11 protein-coding genes and 6 pseudogenes are annotated in these 17887 nt (G+C 70.3%); 12 read left to right on the top strand and 5 right to left on the bottom strand.

Features of this window, described 5'->3' with window-relative positions:
* Positions 1-11 precede the first annotated feature (11 nt).
* The 11 genes and pseudogenes from ACFV2X_RS23050 to ACFV2X_RS23000 all read left to right on the top strand — a co-directional run.
* Entirely contained in the window at positions 12-3278 is a 3267-nt protein-coding gene (locus ACFV2X_RS23050; protein WP_385619354.1) for a sarcosine oxidase subunit alpha family protein, read from the top strand.
* Complete coding sequence (locus tag ACFV2X_RS23045) at positions 3271-3873, top strand: sarcosine oxidase subunit gamma (protein WP_385619353.1); 603 nt, start codon at positions 3271-3273, stop codon at positions 3871-3873. The genes ACFV2X_RS23050 and ACFV2X_RS23045 overlap by 8 nt, the downstream gene beginning before the upstream one ends.
* Before the next feature lie 110 nt (positions 3874-3983).
* On the top strand, positions 3984-4253 hold the full coding sequence (locus ACFV2X_RS23040) for a dihydropteroate synthase (RefSeq protein WP_385619350.1): 270 nt from the start codon (positions 3984-3986) through the stop codon (positions 4251-4253).
* Positions 4244-4384, top strand: a pseudogene (locus tag ACFV2X_RS23035) (dihydropteroate synthase); the annotation flags it as partial. The gene ACFV2X_RS23040 and the pseudogene ACFV2X_RS23035, both read left to right, overlap by 10 nt.
* A gap of 88 nt (positions 4385-4472) precedes the next feature.
* Positions 4473-4915, top strand: a pseudogene (locus ACFV2X_RS23030) (ATP-binding protein); the annotation flags it as partial.
* 173 nt (positions 4916-5088) lie between these two features.
* Positions 5089-6263, top strand: a pseudogene (locus ACFV2X_RS23025) (NAD(P)/FAD-dependent oxidoreductase).
* Between the two features lie 95 nt (positions 6264-6358).
* Positions 6359-6697, top strand: coding sequence for a glycine cleavage system protein H (locus ACFV2X_RS23020; RefSeq protein ID WP_385619512.1), 339 nt, complete (start codon positions 6359-6361; stop codon positions 6695-6697).
* Positions 6694-7965 carry a serine hydroxymethyltransferase gene (gene glyA, locus ACFV2X_RS23015; RefSeq protein ID WP_385619348.1) on the top strand — a complete coding sequence of 424 codons (1272 nt, stop codon included), beginning with the start codon at positions 6694-6696 and terminating at the stop codon, positions 7963-7965. The genes ACFV2X_RS23020 and glyA overlap by 4 nt, the downstream gene beginning before the upstream one ends.
* 67 nt (positions 7966-8032) lie before the next feature.
* Entirely contained in the window at positions 8033-9415 is a 1383-nt protein-coding gene (locus ACFV2X_RS23010; protein ID WP_385619346.1) for an L-serine ammonia-lyase, read from the top strand.
* Between the two features lie 19 nt (positions 9416-9434).
* Positions 9435-9737: pseudogene (locus tag ACFV2X_RS23005) on the top strand (formate dehydrogenase accessory sulfurtransferase FdhD); the annotation flags it as partial.
* A gap of 226 nt (positions 9738-9963) precedes the next feature.
* A pseudogene (locus ACFV2X_RS23000) lies at positions 9964-10377 on the top strand (PP2C family protein-serine/threonine phosphatase); the annotation flags it as partial.
* Between the two features lie 87 nt (positions 10378-10464).
* Here ACFV2X_RS23000 and ACFV2X_RS22995 read toward each other — a convergent pair.
* Together ACFV2X_RS22995 and ACFV2X_RS22990 are read right to left on the bottom strand one after the other, a co-directional pair.
* Positions 10465-11130, bottom strand: coding sequence for a DUF4142 domain-containing protein (locus tag ACFV2X_RS22995; protein WP_385619344.1), 666 nt, complete (start codon positions 11128-11130; stop codon positions 10465-10467).
* Between the two features lie 181 nt (positions 11131-11311).
* On the bottom strand, positions 11312-13258 hold the full coding sequence (locus tag ACFV2X_RS22990) for a galactose oxidase-like domain-containing protein (protein WP_385619341.1): 1947 nt from the start codon (positions 13256-13258) through the stop codon (positions 11312-11314).
* 170 nt (positions 13259-13428) lie between these two features.
* Here ACFV2X_RS22990 and ACFV2X_RS22985 point away from each other — a divergent pair, with 170 nt between their 5' ends.
* Positions 13429-13980, top strand: coding sequence for a nitroreductase family deazaflavin-dependent oxidoreductase (locus ACFV2X_RS22985; protein ID WP_385619339.1), 552 nt, complete (start codon positions 13429-13431; stop codon positions 13978-13980).
* On the opposite strand, the pseudogene ACFV2X_RS22980 reads toward ACFV2X_RS22985, so the two are convergent.
* The 3 genes and pseudogenes from ACFV2X_RS22980 to ACFV2X_RS22970 form a co-directional block, all read right to left on the bottom strand.
* A pseudogene (locus ACFV2X_RS22980) lies at positions 13898-15630 on the bottom strand (chloride channel protein). The gene ACFV2X_RS22985 and the pseudogene ACFV2X_RS22980 overlap by 83 nt on opposite strands.
* Positions 15631-15860: 230 nt before the next feature.
* Positions 15861-16352 (bottom strand): MarR family winged helix-turn-helix transcriptional regulator, encoded by a 492-nt coding sequence (locus tag ACFV2X_RS22975; RefSeq protein WP_385619337.1) that lies wholly within the window; start codon positions 16350-16352, stop codon positions 15861-15863.
* Between the two features lie 154 nt (positions 16353-16506).
* On the bottom strand, positions 16507-17880 hold the full coding sequence (locus tag ACFV2X_RS22970) for a hypothetical protein (protein ID WP_385619335.1): 1374 nt from the start codon (positions 17878-17880) through the stop codon (positions 16507-16509).
* Between the last annotated feature and the right edge of the window lie 7 nt (positions 17881-17887).

Below are 17887 nucleotides of genomic sequence, written 5' to 3'. Positions count from 1 at the left end.
GGAGCCGAACCATGTTGCTCATCCACTGCCCGTGGTGCGGGCCCCGCGACGAGGCCGAGTTCCACTACGGCGGCCAGGCCCACGTGCCCTACCCGGAGGACCCGGCGGCCCTCACCGACGAGGAGTGGGCCCGCTACCTGTTCTTCCGCGACAACCCGAAGGGCCCCTTCGCCGAGCGCTGGAGCCACGCGGCGGGCTGCCGCCGCTGGTTCAACATGGTGCGGGACACGGCGACGAACGAGATCTTGGCGGTGTACGGAGCGGGGGAAGAACGCCCGGCAACTGTTGAGCCGAGGCCGCTGTTGTCAGCCTGTCCGGCATTTGAGGACGAGCCCCTTTCGGGGCCGACGGGGGTCCAGGGGGCGGAGCCCCCTGGCGGGGTCGAAGGGGCGGAGCCCCTTCAGGACGGGACGGGTAGGGGCGGCGGGGGCGCTGCATCCCTGAGCGGCTCCGCCGCGGGCCAGCCGTTCCGCCACCCCACCCGCGGCCGAATCGACCGCGACACCCCCCTCACCTTCACCTTCGACGGCACCGAATACCAGGGCTACCGAGGCGACACCCTCGCCTCCGCCCTCCTCGCCAACGGCGTCATCCAGGCCGGCACCAGCATCAAGCTCGGCCGCCCCCGCGGCATCTTCTCCGTCGGCGTCGAAGAGCCCAACGCGGTCGTCCAGATCGAGGAGCCCTTCCCGGAGCCCATGCTGCCCGCGACGACCGTCGAGCTCTACGACGGCCTCGTGGCCACCAGCCTCCCCGGCCAGGGCCGCCTCGCCACGGAACCGGACCCCGCCCGCTACGACGCCGTACACGCCCACTGCGACCTGCTGGTCGTCGGCGCGGGCCCGGCAGGCCTCGCCGCGGCGGCGGCCGCCGCCCGTAGCGGAGCCCGCGTCATCCTGGCCGACGACCAGCCGGAGCCGGGCGGCAGCCTCCTGGGCACGGCCGAACACCTCGACTGGGTCTCGTCGGTCGCCGAGCGACTGGAAGCCGAACCCGAGGTCCGCCTCCTGCGCCGTACCACCGTCTTCGGCTACTACGACGACAATCACCTCCTCGCCGTCGAGCGCCGCACCAACCACCTCGGTGCCGAGGCCCCCGAGAACGTCTCCCGCGAACGCGTCTGGCGCATCCGCGCCCGCCGCGTCGTCCTCGCCACCGGCGCCCACGAGCGCTCGCTGGCCTTCGCGGACAACGACCGCCCCGGAGTGATGCTGGCCTCCTCGGCCCGCACCTACGTCAACCGCCACGGCGTCCTGCCCGGCCGCCACGCGGTGGTCTTCACCACCAACGACAGCGCCTACGCGGCAGCGCTGGACCTCACCGCGGCGGGCCTGGCCATCACGGCGATCGTCGACACGCGCCCCGAACCGGGGGAGTGGGCGGAGCGCGCGAGAGCGGCCGGCATCGAAGTCCTGCCCGGCCATGCCGTCACCGGCACGGAAGACGACACGCGCCTCACGGCCGTGACCGTCGCCCCGTACGGAGAGTCCGCCGGACAGCGGCAGTTCGCTGCCGACCTGCTGCTGGTCTCCGGCGGCTGGAACCCGGTGGCGCACCTGTTCAGCCAGTCGGGCGGCAAGCTGCGCCACGACGAGGCGCTGGGCTCCTTCGTGCCCGACACCTGCCGCCAGGCGGTCGAGGTCGTGGGCAGCGCGAGCGGCGTCCTCGACCCGGCCACTGTCCTGGCACAGGGCGCGGCCGCCGGTGCCCGTGCCATCGAGGCTGAGGGCTACACACCCGAGGCGCCCCGCCTCCCGGCGGTGGCGGCACAGCCGCGACAGACGGCACCGATGCACGTGTACGTCGTCCCGGGCAGCTCGGACGCCCCCCGATTCGTCGACCTCCAGCGCGACGTCACTGTCGACGACCTGGCCCGCGCGACCGGCGCTGGCCTGCGCTCGGTCGAGCACACCAAGCGCTACACCACGGCCGGCACCGCCAACGACCAGGGCAAGACCTCCGGCGTCCTGGCCAGCGGGGTGGTCGCGGAACTCCTCGGCGTGGACATCTCGGCGCTCGGCACGACGACCTTCCGCCCGCCGTACACCCCGGTCTCCTTCGCCGCCCTCGCGGGCCGCGACCGGGGCGCGCTGAGCGACCCGGTCCGCACGACCGCCATCCACGACTGGCACGTCGCGCACGGCGCCCTGTTCGAGAACGTCGGCCAGTGGAAGCGCCCCTGGTACTACCCGCAGAACGGCGAGGACATGGAAGCCGCCGTGCTGCGCGAGTGCCGGGCGACCCGCGAGAGTGTGGGCTTCATGGACGCCTCCACCCTCGGGAAGATCGACGTGCAGGGCCCGGACGCCGGCGTCTTCCTGGACCTGCTCTACACCAACATGATGAGCACCCTGAAGGTCGGCATGATCCGCTACGGCGTCATGTGCCGCCCGGACGGCATGGTCTTCGACGACGGCACGGTCATCCGCGTCGCCCAGGACCGCTTCCTGGTCACCACGACGACGGGCAACGCAGCCGTCGTACTCGACTGGATGGAGGAGTGGCTGCAGACCGAGTGGCCCGAGCTGAAGGTCCACTGCACGTCCGTGACCGAGCAGTGGGCCACGGTCGCCCTGGTCGGTCCCAAGTCCCGCGAGGTACTCGGCTCGCTCGCACCCCGACTGGCCGTCGCCAACGACGACTTCCCGTTCATGGCTTGGCGGGAGACCACGGTCGCCGGCATCGAGGCCAGGGTGTGCCGGATCAGCTTCTCCGGCGAACTCGCCTACGAGATCAACGTGTCGCCCTGGGCGGCCCTCGCCCTCTGGGAGGCCGTGTACCAGGCCGGCGCCCCGTACGGCATCACCCCCTACGGCACCGAGACCATGCACGTCCTGCGGGCCGAGAAGGGCTACCCGATCATCGGCCAGGACACCGACGGCACCGTCACTCCCCAGGACCTCGGCATGAACTGGGTGGTGTCGAAGAAGAAGCCGGACTTCATCGGCAAGCGGTCCTACGCCCGCGCCGACACCGTCCGCCCCGACCGCAAGCAGCTCGTCGGCCTCCTACCCGAAGACGCGGGAACCTTCCTCCCGGAGGGCACCCATCTGATCGCCGACGGTGTGCCGCCGACCCCGCCCGTCCCGATGCTCGGCCACGTCACCTCCAGCTACCGCAGCGCGGCGCTCGGCCGAACGTTCGCGCTCGCCCTGATCAAGGGCGGCCGGGACCGCATCGGCGAACGGCTGTACGCCCCCGTGGGCGACCGACTGGTCCCAGTGACCGTCGCAAGCCCCGTCCTCTACGACCCCGAGGGAGCCCGCCGCGATGGCTGACAACGCCCTGACCGCCCCGCTCCGCAGCCCCCTGTCACAGGTCGCGGACCGCCTGGCCGCCGCGACACGTATGTCCGAAGGTGCGATCCGGCTGGCGGAACTCCCCTTCCTGGCCCAGCTCAACGTGCGCCTCGACGCCAAGGGAGCGGCGGCGGAAGCCGTCGGGCTCGCGCTGGACCTCCCACTGCCCCTCCAGCCCAACACCGTCGCGCGCGCGGGGGAGTTGACCGCGCTGTGGCTCGGCCCGGACGAGTGGCTGCTCGTGGGACCGCCCGGGAGCGAACGGGACCTGGAGAGCCGGATCCGTCAGGCCGCGGGAGACGAGCCCGTCTCGGTCATCGACGTCTCCGCGCAGCGCACCACGCTCCTGGTCACGGGCCCCCGCGCCCACGACCTGCTGGCCCACGGCTGCCCGCTGGACCTGCATCCGCGGACCTTCGGCTACGGACGCTGCGCCCAGACGACACTGGGCCGCACGCAGGTCGTCCTGGTCGCCCGGGACGAACCCAGGGCCGGATTCTGGGTCCTGGCCCGCTCGTCGTTCGCCGGCTATCTGGCGGACTGGTTGCTCGACGCGGCGGCGGAGTACATCTGAGCGACCTATGCGGGGTTGCCGCCGAGTCGCCCCTGTGGTAGCTCCACCGCGGGGCTCCCACAGGACTTCGTGGAGCAACTCTCGTGACACGCACGGAAAGTCGGACCCCTGTGACCACCACGGCCCACGCCACCACCCCTCCGTACCCGGGAACGCCGGAACTCCACCCGCACGGACTTCCGCGCCCCGGGCCGGACGCTGGTCATGGGTGTCGTGAACGCCACCCGGACTCGTTCTCCGACGGCGGGCTGTCGTTCGCCGCGGACGCGGCCGTCGCGCACGGACTCACGCTGCTCGAGCAGGGAGCGGACATCGTGGACGTGGGTGGTGAGTCGACCCGCCCCGGTACGGCACGCCCGCCGGTCGAGGAGTGCGGCTGAGGGCCGAGGCCCCGCTGGAGGCGGGGATCCCGCCCGGCTGCCTGATCATCGACCCCGGGCCGGGCTTCGCCAAGGCGCCCGAGCACAACTGGGAGCTGCTGGGCCGCCTCGGGGAGGTCCGTGTACTCGGCCACCCCGTCCTTGTGGGCGCCTCCCGCAAGTCGTTCCTGGGCCATTTGCTCGCGGACCGGGCGACGGGACGACCCCGCCCGGCCGACCCGGGACCGGGTCGCCGACTGGGACATACCCCGCGACCCCGCTGCCCTCGGCCCCCTGCGCCCCGCCTGCGCCCGCCGGCTCCGGGACTGGGGGCTGGACGAGATCCCTTCACCACCGAACTCATCCTCAGCGAACTGGTCACCAACGCCATCCGCTACGGCGGCGATCCCATCCGCCTCCCGCTTCTGTCCGACCGGGACAGCCTGATCTGCGAGGTCTCCGACGGCAGCAGCACGTCCCCGTATCTGCGCCGCGCCGCCACCACCGACGAGGGCGGCCGAGGGCTGTTCCTCGTCGCGCAGTCCGCCCGGCGCTGGGGCACCCGGTACACCGATCGCGGCAAGGTCATCTGGAGCGAACAGTCCCTGGATGCCACCGAGGCAGGGCTCGACGAAGCCATGGGCGCCCTGCTCCTGGACCAGTGGGACGAGCCGGCGCCGTAACCGGAAGCGGCGGGGCTTCTCGTCATGCGTGGGTTGCGGATCGCACAACGCCAAGCATCATCAGAAATCGAAAGATGCCGCCACTCTTGACAATGCCCGCATCGCGCGGAAAGCATGTTGCGCATAGCGGATACTGTTGTGTTATGTGAGACACCTCTCCGTCTGGAGCCGGCATGAGGAGCATCACCGTCGTCGGAGCGTCGCTGGCAGGCCTGAGCACGGTCCGCGCGCTGCGCGCAGAGGGCTACGACGGCGAGATCGTCGTCGTGGAGGAGGAGCGCCACGCTCCCTACGACCGTCCGCCGCTGTCCAAGGACTTCCTCAAGGGCGACATCGACGCCGCCGCCCTCGCGCTCGGCGACGCGGACGAGTGCGAGGTCCTGGACGCGCAGTGGCTGCTCGGCGAGCGCGCCGTGCGGCTCGACCCCGTTACCGTCACCCTGGCCGGCGGACGGCATGTGCGCACGGACGGCATCGTCATTGCGACCGGCGCCGCCCCTCGTACCTTCCCGGCCACCGACGGGTTGGCGGGCGTCCACACCCTGCGCACTCTGGAGGACGCCCAGGCCCTGCGCGCCGAACTGCTCGACGGCCTGCCCCGGGTCGTCGGCATCGGCGCCGGGTTCATCGGCGCCGAGGTGGCCTCCACCGTGCACCGGCTCGGACTCCACGTCACCGTCGTCGAGGCGCTCCCAGTCCCTCTGGAGCGTCAACTCGGGCGCGAGATGGGGCTGGTGGTCTCCTCGCTCCACAGTGATCACGGGGTCCGGCTGCTGTGCGGAACCGGCGTGGCGGAACTGATCGGCGAGGGCCGGGTCACGGGCGTACGGCTGGCGGACGGGCGGGTGCTGCCCGCCGATATCGTCGTGGCCGGTGTGGGCGTGCGGCCCAACACCGACTGGCTCGCCGGCTCCGGTGCGCTGGTGGACGACGGCGTGGTGTGCGACGCCGGCTGCTCGGCCGGCGTGCCGGGCGTGGTCGCCGTCGGTGACGTCGCCCGCTGCCCCGACCCGTTCACCGGACGGCACGCCCGCATCGAGCACTGGAGCAACGCCACCGAGCAGGCGAAGACCGCCGCCCGCACGCTGCTGACCGGTGTGTCGGCCGAGGCCCCGCTCACCCCGCCGTACTTCTGGTCCGACCAGTACCAGACCTGCATCCAGGTCGCCGGGTACGCCGCCCCGGGCGCCGAGCCCGAGGTCGTCGAGGGCGACATCGACAGCCGCACGTTCACGGCCGTCGACCGGCGCGAGGGCCCCCCGTCGCCGTGCTCTCCCTCAACCGGCCAAAGTTCTTCAACCGGCTCCGCCGCACCCTCGTCCCCGCCGCCGCGGCCGTCGCGTCATGAGCTCCGCGTCCCAACTCTCCCTGGAATCTGCAGGAGAGACCGCCCCGGGCATTCCGCGGCACCTGCGTTACACCTGGGACCACGAGTGGCTGGTCGTGGACGAGGGCAACGCCACCGTCGGTATCACCGCGTTCGCGTCGAAAGCGCTCGGTGACGTCGTCCACCTCCGACTGCCCGACGTCGGGACCTGGGGCGAGGCGGGGGAGAGCTGCGGGCGGATCGAGTCACGGACCGCCGTCCGCGGCCTGTACGCCCCCGCCTCGGGCCGGGTCCTGGAAGTCAACCCCGCTCTGGCCGACGACCCCGGCGTCGTCAACGCCGCCCCCTACACCGGCGGCTGGCTGTTCGGGCTGCGGGTCGAGAACATCGCCGGCGCGCTGACCCCCGATGCCTACGCCGCCCACTGTGCCCACACCCAAGGAGACCGCCGATGACCCTGTTCAACCAGCCCCTGCACGAGCTCGACCCGGAGGTGGCCGCCGCGGTCGACGCCGAGCTGGAGCGCCAGCAGTCCACCCTGGAGATGATCGCCTCCGAGAACTTCGCGCCGCTCGCGGTGATGGAGGCGCAGGGTTCGGTCCTGACCAACAAGTACGCCGAGGGCTACCCGGGCCGTCGCTACTACGGTGGCTGTGAGCACGTCGACGTCGCCGAGCAGATCGCCATCGACCGGATCAAGGAGCTGTTCGGCGCCGAGTACGCCAACGTCCAGCCTCACTCCGGCGCCTCCGCCAACCAGGCCGCCCTGTTCGCGCTGGCCCAGCCCGGCGACACCATCCTGGGTCTGGACCTGGCGCACGGCGGCCACCTCACCCACGGCATGAAGATCAACTTTTCGGGCAAGCAGTTCAACGTCGTTCCGTACCACGTGGACGACGCCGGTCTGGTCGACATGGCCGAGCTGGAGCGGCTGGCCAAGGAGCACCGCCCGAAGGTGATCATCGCCGGGTGGTCGGCGTACCCGCGCCAGCTGGACTTCGCCGAGTTCCGGCGGATCGCGGACGAGGTCGAGGCGTACCTGTGGGTGGACATGGCGCACTTCGCGGGTCTGGTCGCGGCGGGACTGCACCCGAACCCGGTCGAGTACGCGGATGTCGTCACCTCCACGACGCACAAGACGCTGGGCGGGCCGCGCGGTGGCATCATCCTGGCGAAGAAGGACTTCGCGAAGAAGCTGAACTCGTCCGTCTTCCCGGGCTTCCAGGGCGGCCCCCTGGAGCACGTGATCGCGGCCAAGGCGGTCTCCTTCAAGGTGGCGGCGTCGGAGGAGTTCAAGGAGCGCCAGCGCCGCACGGTCGAGGGCGCGCAGATCCTGGCCGAGCGGCTGACGGCTGCCGACGCCCGTGAGGCCGGGGTGAACGTGCTGTCCGGCGGCACGGACGTGCACCTGATCCTGGTCGACCTGCGCGACTCCGAGCTGGACGGCCGGCAGGCCGAGGACCGTCTCCACGAGGTCGGCATCACGGTCAACCGCAACGCCGTCCCGAACGACCCGCGCCCGCCGATGGTGACGTCCGGACTGCGCATCGGCACCCCGGCCCTGGCCACCCGCGGCTTCCGGGCCGAGGACTTCGCCGAGGTCGCGGACGTCATCGCCGAGGCGATCAAGGCGCCTTCTCCCTTCGGGGAGGCCGACGCGGAGGCACTGAAGGCCCGGGTCAAGGCCCTGGCCGACAAGCATCCGCTGTACCCCGGCCTGTAACCGACAACCTTGCCCAGGGCGTGCCGTGACCGTTCGTCACGCCCCCACCAATCCCACGGAGTATGGCGTGGCAATCAGCGTCTTCGACCTGTTCTCCATCGGCATCGGCCCGTCCAGCTCGCACACCGTCGGCCCGATGCGCGCCGCCGGGAGGTTCGTGGCCAGGCTGAAGCAGGACGGCGTGCTCGCCCAGACCGCCGCGGTGCGGGCGGAGCTGTTCGGCTCCCTCGGCGCCACCGGCCACGGCCACGGCACCCCCAAGGCGGTGCTGCTCGGCCTGGAGGGCAACGAGCCGCACACGGTCGACGTCGCGCAGGCCGACCTGGACGTCGAGCGGATCCGCGGCACCGGACGCGTCCGCCTCCTCGGTGCCGAGATCGGCCCGGCCCACGAGATCGACTTCGACATCGCGACGCAGTTGGTCCTGCACCGGCGGCGCTCGCTGCCGTACCACGCCAACGGCATGATCCTCTTCGCGTACGACGCCGATGGTGTGCCGCTGCTGGAGAAGACGTACTACTCGGTGGGCGGCGGCTTCGTCGTGGACGAGGACGCGGTCGGCGCGGACCGGATCAAGCCCGACGACACGGCGCTGCCCCATCCGTTCCGCACGGGCGACGAGTTGCTGCGGCTCTCCCGGGAGACCGGCCTGTCGATCTCCGCGCTGATGCTGGAGAACGAGAAGGCCTGGCGCACCGAGGAGAGGATCCGCGCGGGTCTGCTGGAGATCTGGCGGGTCATGGAGGCCTGTGTCTCCCGAGGTCTGGGCCGCGAGGGCATCCTTCCTGGTGGACTGAAGGTCCGTCGTCGGGCCGCGGCGGCGGCTCGGGCCCTGCGCAGCGAGGGTGACCCGGCGGGGCGTGCCATGGAATGGGTGACGCTCTACGCGATGGCGGTGAACGAGGAGAATGCCGCAGGCGGCCGGGTCGTCACCGCTCCGACGAACGGCGCCGCGGGCATCATCCCCGCCGTCTTGCACTACTACCTCGACTTCGTGCCGGGCGCCGACGAGGAGGGCATCGTCCGCTTCCTGCTCGCCGCCGGCGCGATCGGCATGCTCTTCAAGGAGAACGCGTCCATCTCCGGCGCCGAGGTCGGCTGCCAGGGCGAGGTCGGCTCCGCCTGCTCGATGGCTGCCGGAGGGCTCGCCGAGATGCTCGGCGGCAGCCCCGAACAGGTCGAGAACGCCGCCGAGATCGGCATGGAGCACAACCTCGGCCTCACCTGCGACCCGGTCGGCGGCCTGGTCCAGATCCCGTGCATCGAACGCAACGGCATGGCCGCGGTGAAGGCCGTCACGGCCGCGAAGATGGCGATGCGCGGCGACGGCCGCCACCACGTCTCCCTCGACAAGGTCATCAAGACCATGAAGGAGACCGGTGCCGACATGAAGGTCAAGTACAAGGAGACCGCGCGCGGCGGCCTCGCCGTCAACGTCATCGAGTGCTGACCAGGGGAAGCGACTCGGCATGGGACGAATCACCGAGCGTCGGCGCGTGCTGCGGATCCGGGACGGAGCGCTGAGCACGCGCCCGGACACGCTGGTCGCGGAGGAGCCACTGGAGATCCGGCTGGCCGGCAAACCGCTGGCCATCACGATGCGCACGCCCGGGGACGACTTCGCGCTCGCCGCCGGGTTCCTGGTGAGCGAGGGCGTTGTGGGCCGGGCCGAGGAAGTGGCGAACATCGTGTACTGCGCGGGCGCCACGGAGGACGGGGCGAACACGTACAACGTCGTCGACGTGCGGCTCGCTCCGGCCTGGCCGAGCCCGAAGGGCTGCAGAAGCTGGCGGCCCGCCTCGGCATCTCCGACGTCGTGGTGTTCCGGCCTGGGTGTCTTTATTGCCGTAAGGTGGTTGACCTGGGGCTTTGCGATCGCCTGAGTGTGGGCATGATCGATGCTTGTGGGTCTGCGACTGCTCTACCTGATCTTCTGCCGACTGCTGGGCGGCCTCCTCTTGCTGGGCCGATCGACCGCGGCGAACAACGCCGAGATCCTACGAGGTGGCGACCACGCCCGGTGGAGTGCGCGTGATTGTGGGCGACGTGCAGGGGAAAGGGCTGGAGGCGGTGGAGACCGCGGCCGTGGTTGTCGGTGCCTTCCGGGAGGCGGCGTACGACGAGCCGGACCTCAAGGCCGTTGGTGAGCGCCTGGAGCAGGCTCTGGAGCGGCATCTGACGCGGGAGAAGTTCGTCACTGCGGTCCTGGCTCTCCTCTTCTATACCGACGGGGTGACTGAGGCCCGTGACCACTCGGGCCGGTTCTACCCTTTGGAGGAGCGGGTGGGGCTGCTCGCGGACCCTGACCCGGAATCGGCACTGGCGGCTGTGCGGCAGGACCTGGTCGAGCACGTGGAAGCGCCGCCGCATGATGACGCGGCAATGCTCCTGCTGCGCAACCGCGAGGAGTGACCGGAGGGCGGACGGGCCGCGAGAGTTCTCCCCGGCCCGCCGCCGTTCGGCGGGACGTGTCGGTCTGCCGTGGAAGGCGTGGCGCGGTCAGAAGGTGGAGGCGATGTCGTCGTAGGTGGCTTCGTCGACCAGGCCGGAGTCGTCCAGGACGTTCTGGTGGTCAAGGACGGTGACGTTGACCTCGGAGGCGAAGCGGCGCATGAGGGAGTTCTTGGTGCTGGCGCGGACCTGGGCGATGGTGACGAAGATCTTGCCGTGGGTGCCGCGGAGGATGTTGGCGAACTTCTCGTCGAAGTCGGCGCCCTGGGCGTTTTCCAGGGTGCGGACGAATCCCTGCTGCTCTTCGCTGGCCTCGTCCGGCAGGGAGACGTTCAGTGCCTCGGCGGTGTTGCGGACGAACTCGTCGAGCTTGGCGTGGCCTTCCATGATGTGCAGGCCGGCCCGTTTGACGGACTCGCTGGTGGCGTGGGTCTGGGCGAGCCGCCCTGCCGGGGATTCCCACAGGTTGGCCTGGCGCACCTTCTTCAGGAACTCGATGTCGAGCTTGCTCACGGGTCCGGCTGTGGTGACCACGCTGCCGGGGGAGGCCGGTTTGGCGCTGGGGAAGTTCGACGATGTGCCCTCCGTCGCGCTTGCGTTTCCCCGGGTGGCCCAGACCACCGCTGCGGCGAGGAGGGCCAGGGCGACGAACAGGATGGCCGTGATGGTGAGGTTGCGTGAGCGGCCGTGCAGTGACCGGGCGTGGGCGGTCATGGTGCCTCCAGGTTTCGGGTGAGTCCGTCTGTAGGGGGTACGGACCCATGGGGTTGGGCACTCAGCACGGTAGGAATTTAGTCAGTGCAAATTTTGCACTTTGATGGGTTCTGCTGAACGCGTGGCGGGCTCTGCCGGTGTCCGCTACAGTCCCTCGCCTCCTTGGCGGCATGGGGAGGCGTCACCGTACGTGGACCCACTGTGCCTTGGAGGGGATGCCGTGCCGGTCGGTGACGAAGAGCATGTACCAGCCTGAGGGCACCAGGGACCGGCCCTGGGGGATGCTGATCGTCACTGATGCCGCGGTTCGCTTGAGGCCGAGGGCGATGGAACGCTGGTCGACGTCGGTGACATGGGTGGTGGAGCCCGGATGGATGAGTCGGGCTGTCGTGATACGGGCGGCATCGGGCGTGGTGTAGGTGGCGGTGGCGCCGCGGTGGAGGTGTCGCGGGCCGCCGTTCAGTGTGGGCCGTGGTGTCCGGTACAGGGAGGGCGGGGTGAATACCTCGACGCGCTGCTCGAACGTGCCGGGCCGGGTGTTGTCCTTGTCGCCGAACAGGGGGTCGGAGCCGAAGACGGCGACCCGTCCGTCGGGGAGCAGCAGCGCCTCGGTGTGGTAGTCGCGGCCGACGGTGGGGGCGGCGGCGGTGGTGAAGGTACGGGACCGGGGGTGGTAAATCTGGGCCGTGAGGATGTCGCTGGCGCCGCGGCCGCGGTAGTCGCGGGAGCCCCCGGTGGTGAAGACGGTGTCGTCCGGCATGATCACGCTGTTGAGGTAGCGGGTCTTCTCGGGCAGGTCGGGTCCCTGCCGGAAGACCGGGTGCCGGGAGGTCAGGTCGACGACGGCGGTGCGGGCGGTGGACTTGCTCGATTCGCCGACGCCGCCTCCGCCGAGGACCATGACCTTTTGGTCCTGCGCGGGGGGCAGCAGGACCGAGGAGGAGGTCTCCAGGATGTCGGGGTCGGGCAGGCCGGGGACTGGTGTGAAGGTGTTGTGCTCCAGGTCCCATACGCCGGGGGTGCGGCCGCGGTCGGCGGGACCGTATCCGGCGTTGGAGCCGGAGTAGAAGAGTTTGCCGCCCTGGAGCGGGAAGAGTGAGGGGTAGGTCGGGAAGTAGCGGTGTGGTCCTCGGGACCAGCTCTTCGTCTTCGGGTGGTAGATCTCGTTCTTGCCGGGGACGACCTGTCCGATGTCGTCCAGTCCGGATACGGCGAGCACCCGGCCGTCGGCGAGGCTGACCAGGGTGGGGTACCACCGGGCTTCGCTCATGGAGTCGGTCTTGCGGTACCGCTCGGTGAACGGGTCGAAGACGTAGGCTTCCCTGATTCCCTGGAAGTCCTTCTTGTCCATGCCGAGTTTGTTGGCCAGGCCGTAGAAGTTGTTCCGGTCCCTGCCGGTCAGGCCCTTGATCTCGTAGTGCTCGGATGTGTTGGTGATGCCTTTCGAGCCCTTCGATGTTGCCTCGACGTATACGCGGGCTTCGCTCGCGGTGACAGTGGCCTCGGTGGTCTTCGTGCCTTCGGCCCTCCTGGTCTTCTCGGTCTTCCTGGCCCTGGGGACGCGTACGGTCGTCTGGGAGGCGTACTCCTTGCCGTCGGGCGACCGGAAGAGGGTGCCCTTGGGGAAGACACGGGCCTTGTCGGGGTTCTCGTTCTTGATGAGCATGGCCCCGCCGGCTCGCTCCACATCGCCTTCCAGAACTTCGTAGCGGGCCGTGCCCCCGGCGATCAGCAGCCGTCCGTCGGGGAGTTGGGTGTGGCCTGAACAGAACATGTCCTTCGGGGTGTCGATCTTCTTGAAGGTGTTCTTCGCTGGGTCCCACAGGGTGCTTTTGAAGGTGCCGCCCTCGAAGAGCTTGATGTTGTTGCCGGAACCGGCGATCAGCAGGACCTTGCCGGTGGGCAGGAGGGCGGCGTGAATGGAGTTCAGGTGGAACTTCTCCGGCATGGGGGCCACGTCCCAGTGTCCGTAGCGGGCCCGGTAGTCCGGCCGGTTGATCTTGTAACGGTGATACCGCTCCGCGGTGAAGTCGACGACGGCCGGTGCGTTCAGCCCGGCGAGCATCATGGCGATCGTGGCCCCGAGAAGGGTCTTGCGCCGGTGCTGACCGAATCTGCGTGTCCTCATGCGTTTCCTCCCCGGTACGGAGGCCGACGAGTATGGTGAGACCAGGCAACGTTTGCATAGTCGAACCTTCTTGGTCGTCAAGAAACGCCGGTACCGCCACTTATGGACGAAGTGCGGGCAACGTGTGCAGTGGCGTGCGGAGTCGGCTCGTGAGGCAAGGAAACTGAGTGATGAGTGTCCGCCGAAAGCCGGTGTCCCCGCCGTCGGGCTTGCGCAGGCTGCTGTTCCGGGCCCCGATCCGGCTCTACCGGTGGCATCTGGGGTGGCTGCTCGGCGGCCGGTTTGTGCTGCTCACCCACACAGGGCGGGCGAGCGGCTTGCCGCGGCAGGCGGTCCTGGAGGTGACCGGCCGGGATCCGGCGACCGGCGCGTACCACCTCGCCTCCGGCTTCGGGCCCCGCTCGCAGTGGTACCGCAACATCCAGCACACACCACGGGTCACCATCCAGGTCGGCAGGCACCGTACGGCGGCCATCGCTCAGCCGCTGACACCGGAGGAGTCCGGCCGCGTGATGGCCGCCTACGCCCTGCGCCATCCGCGCCTGGCCCGCAGACTCATGCGGGTGTGCGGCCTGGAAGCCGATGGCAGCGAGCAGGACTACTACCTGATCGGCCGGGACCACATCCCCTTCGTCCGCGTCACTCCGGCCGAACGACCGCAGGGGCGGCATGGCCAGGCGCCGCGGAAGAGTGAAGAGCACTCAGGACCGTCTGATGAGTGAGCCAGCCCGTCGGTTGGCCGCTGCCCCGGGCCAGTACGGGAAAACCTGTGCCATCGGCAGTGACCAGAGTGCGCAGGACTTCGGTGAGCGGCATGTCGGCGGTGACGGTCGCGGGACGCTCAGCCAGGTCGGAGGCGTTGCGGGCGGCGCCGACCGGATCGAGGGCCGGTTCGGGCTCGGTGAGTGCCTCCGCGACGGCCCGCGCGGTGACCACGCCCAGGTAGACGCCGTCGGGACCGGCGACGGGGAGGACGCCGTGACCCGATCGGGCGAGCGCGTCGGCGGCCTTCTCCAGCGATAGGGCGCCGACGAGCGGGGCGGGGAGCTCCTCCATGACATCGCCCACGGTCGCGCCGGCCAGGGGAGACTCCAGACGGGCGGTGTCGAGATCGACACCGCGGCGGCGGAGTTTGAGCGTGTAGATGGTGTCGCGGGACAGCAGCCGGCTGGTGAGCGTGGCCAGCACGATCGCCAGCATGATGGGCAGGATGATGGAGTACTCGCCGGTCAGCTCGAACAGCACGATCACGGCCGTGATCGGGGCACGGGCCGAGCCCGCGAAGACCGCGCCCATGCCGACCAGCCCGTACGCACCCACCGGACCCGCCGCGCCGGGGAGAACACGGTGGACGACACTGCCGAAGGCGGTGCCGGTCATCGCGCCGAGGAAGAGACTGGGCGCGAACACCCCGCCGGAGCCGCCGATGCCGATGGTCAGGCTGGTCGCGACGATCTTGCCCACCAGCAGGACGAGCAGAAAGCCGATGACATACTTGCCCTCGATGGCGTTCTCCAGCACCGGATAACCCACCCCGTACATCTGGGGCAGCCACAGCAGCACACTCCCCAGCAGCAGCCCGCCGACGGCGGGACGCAGCCACTCGGGGCCGTGCCAGACCCAGTCACAGGCATCCTCGACCAGATACAGCACCCGGGTGAACACCACACCGACCACTCCCGCCACCACGCCCAGCAGCGTGAAGAGCAGATACTGGCCCGCGTGCCCGACATGGAAGGCGGGCAGGGTCAGGAACGCCTCGTCGCCGAGCACCGCCCGGCCGATGACGCTCGCGGTCACACTGGAGACGACCACCGCGCCGAAGGACTCCACCGCGAATCCCTCAGGATCAGTTCCATGGCGAAGAACACCCCCGCCAAGGGGGCGTTGAAGGTGGCCGCGATCCCGCCCGCCGCACCGCAGGCCACCAGCAGCCGCCTGCTCGCTTCCGGGACCCGCAGCACACCCCCGACGGTCGCACCGAGCGCGGAACCTATCTGCACGATCGGTCCCTCCCGCCCCACCGAGCCGCCCGATCCCATGCACAGCGCCGAAGCCAGCGCCTTGACCACCGCGACCCGCGGCGCGATCCGGCCGCCACGGTGGGCGACGGCGTACATCACCTCCGGCACGCCGTGTCCGCGCGCCTCTTTGGCGAAACGCTGCACCAGCGGCCCGTACAATAGCCCGCCCACCGCCGGCGCCAGCACCACGAACCACGGACCGAGCCAGGACAGGTGCGGATGGGAGGCGTGTCCGGCCGCGGAGAAGTCGGAGTGACCGGAGAACAGCCGGGTGAAGCTCTGGATCAGCCAACGGAAGACGATCGCACCGAGCCCGGCTCCGCACCCGACCACCAAAGTGAGCAGGATCAGCCTCCGCTGAACCTGCCGCGCCCCTGTGAGCAGGCGGGACGCCCGCTCGGCCAGGTGCCGTGCAGCACCTGGCCAGGCGGAACGAGTGGAGGTGCATCGGCCCGTCATGTCAGTGCCCATGTTTGCATTATGCAAAAGCATGGCCAAGCCGTACAAGCGCCGCTCTGTTCAGGGTGAAGTGGGACGGGCGGGAGCTTGAGCCGGGCAGTCATACCACCCGGCTGGGATCACCAGGACGCGCGTGCCTGCTGGGTGTTTTCGACGGAGGGCTCGCTGCCGGCTTCCGTGAACGCCTGCAATGCCTCGATGAGATGGCGTCGCTGTCCGGCGGGCATGGCCTCGACGATGCGTGCGATCTCCTGTCGGCGCCGAGCGGTCGCGTCGACCACGATCCGGCGGCCGGCCTTGGTGAGTGAGATCACACTGGTGCGCCGGTCCTCGGCGGAGACGCCGCGTGCAACCACGCCCGCCGCGACCAACCGGTCGATCATGCGCATCGCGGTCGACGGCTGGACCTCCAGCTCCCCCGCCAGCCCGGACAGGCTCAGTGGCCCTCTGCCATCAAGGACCACCAGCATCCGGAACTGCGGCAGTGTCAGCGAATCCTCGACCGTGGCCAGGGACCGGGCGGAGACGGCGACCAGTAGACGGGACGCGGTCAGCAGGGCGGTGACCATCGCCTCGGCATCGGACTCGGAGGCTGGTGAACGGCGCGACATACCCCCTTTCTACCGTCCCGGCCCGCGACATGGCGCACCCGCCGGTTCCCTGGACGCCGGTCGGTCCCTTTTCGCGGGCGCGGGGGTGTGTAGCGGCAGACGACGGCACGTGCCTTACTGGCCGGTCTGACCGAGCACGTGGCCGGATCAATGGTCACCAGCCGGTCAGAAGCAGGTGGTTGAGGAGCAGGGCGAGGCCGGCCTGTGCCGTCAGCCAGGCACGGGGCCGGGTGAGGAGTGCGCACGCGGGCAGCAGCCACATCGCGAAAGGCAGCCAGATGCGTTCCGTCTCGGCCTTGCTCATGCCGGACAGGTCTGCGACGAGCAGGGCGAGCAGGGCGGACAGTACCAGCAGGGCGAGGCGCGCTTCGGTGGTGGGATGGCCGGGTGCTCCTGGCCCAGGGAGGAGGTCAGTGCGGTTCCGGATGAGAGTGACGCCGACTCGTCGCAGGCCCGCGGCGGTGGCGAGGCCGGTGATGAGTACGGTGCACGCGAGGTTCGCCCAGACCCAGTAGCCGTACGGCCGGATACCGCCGGCGCCCTGGTGGTACCGCTCGACCAGCAGCCGGTACGCCTCCCACCAGTTGAAGCCGGCGAGAGTGAATGCGGCCGGGACGACGGCGAGTCCGGTGAGCAGAAAGGGAAGCCCTCCGATCAGGTGGCGGACCCGCTCCCGCCCGGCCACCACTACGCCTGCTGCGATCAGTGCGAACAGCGTGAGCCCGTAGGAGAGATAGCAGGTCAGGCCGAACAGCAGCCCCGAGCCGAAGGCGGCGGCATACATCCCGGGCCCTTTGCGCCCCGACAGCGCGAGCGCGAGCAGCGCCACGGACCAGGCCGCGATCGCCGCGAAGTACCCGTCGGCCGATGTGCCCATCCACACCGCGTTCGGCGCCAGCACCAGGAACGGCACCGACCGCCGCGCCAGATCCTCCCCGGCCAGCACACGCAGCGCCACCAGTACCGCGACGCAGGCCGCGGCCCCGACGGTGATGCACCAGACCCCGGCCCAGCCCCCGCCGCCGAGCCCGATCCGGTCGAGGAGGACGAAGGTGAGGGTGGCCGCCGGCGGGTGTCCGGCGGTGTGCGGGGGCCAGTGTTCGGGGGAGTGGAGCAGGATGTGATGGGTGAAGTCCTTCAGGGCGGCCGGGATGTCGTGGAAGCGGTCGATGACCTGCAGGTACTCATAGCGCGTGGTGAGCCGGACGGCGATGCCCCGGTGCCAGCCGTCGACGAGGGCGAGGGACCACGTCCAGGCCATGGCGGTGCCCCAGGCCACGGCCAGCAGTGTGCGCCACGGCAGCCGCGCGGCCAGAACCGGTCCGTACGCCACCACGGCGACGGCCACCGTCAGGGCGGCCGGGGTGCCGGGCCCGACGTGCGGGTTCCAGGTGGCGTACAGCGGAGGCCAGCCGACGAACAGCGTGTGGCTGGTGTGCTGGATGTGGCGGCCGACCAGCACGGCCGCCACGACCAGCAGGGCGGCGGCAACGGCGGTGAGCAGATCACGGACGAGAGCGCGGGTCACACCGGAA

Source organism: Streptomyces sp. NPDC059679 (assembly GCF_042734105.1).
Taxonomy (GTDB): domain Bacteria; phylum Actinomycetota; class Actinomycetes; order Streptomycetales; family Streptomycetaceae; genus Streptomyces.
The sequence above is the reverse complement of the archived record's forward strand: the minus strand, read 5'-3'. Positions and strand labels throughout refer to the sequence as shown.

Coding starts and splice junctions, on each gene's coding strand:
- ACFV2X_RS23050 (WP_385619354.1), top strand. CDS start 12: ATGTTGCTCATCCACTGCCCGTGGTGCGGGCCCCGCGACGAGGCCGAG.
- ACFV2X_RS23045 (WP_385619353.1), top strand. CDS start 3,271: ATGGCTGACAACGCCCTGACCGCCCCGCTCCGCAGCCCCCTGTCACAG.
- glyA (WP_385619348.1), top strand. CDS start 6,694: ATGACCCTGTTCAACCAGCCCCTGCACGAGCTCGACCCGGAGGTGGCC.
- ACFV2X_RS22995 (WP_385619344.1), bottom strand. CDS start 11,130: ATGACCGCCCACGCCCGGTCACTGCACGGCCGCTCACGCAACCTCACC.
- ACFV2X_RS22990 (WP_385619341.1), bottom strand. CDS start 13,258: ATGAGGACACGCAGATTCGGTCAGCACCGGCGCAAGACCCTTCTCGGG.
- ACFV2X_RS22985 (WP_385619339.1), top strand. CDS start 13,429: ATGAGTGTCCGCCGAAAGCCGGTGTCCCCGCCGTCGGGCTTGCGCAGG.
- ACFV2X_RS22975 (WP_385619337.1), bottom strand. CDS start 16,352: ATGTCGCGCCGTTCACCAGCCTCCGAGTCCGATGCCGAGGCGATGGTC.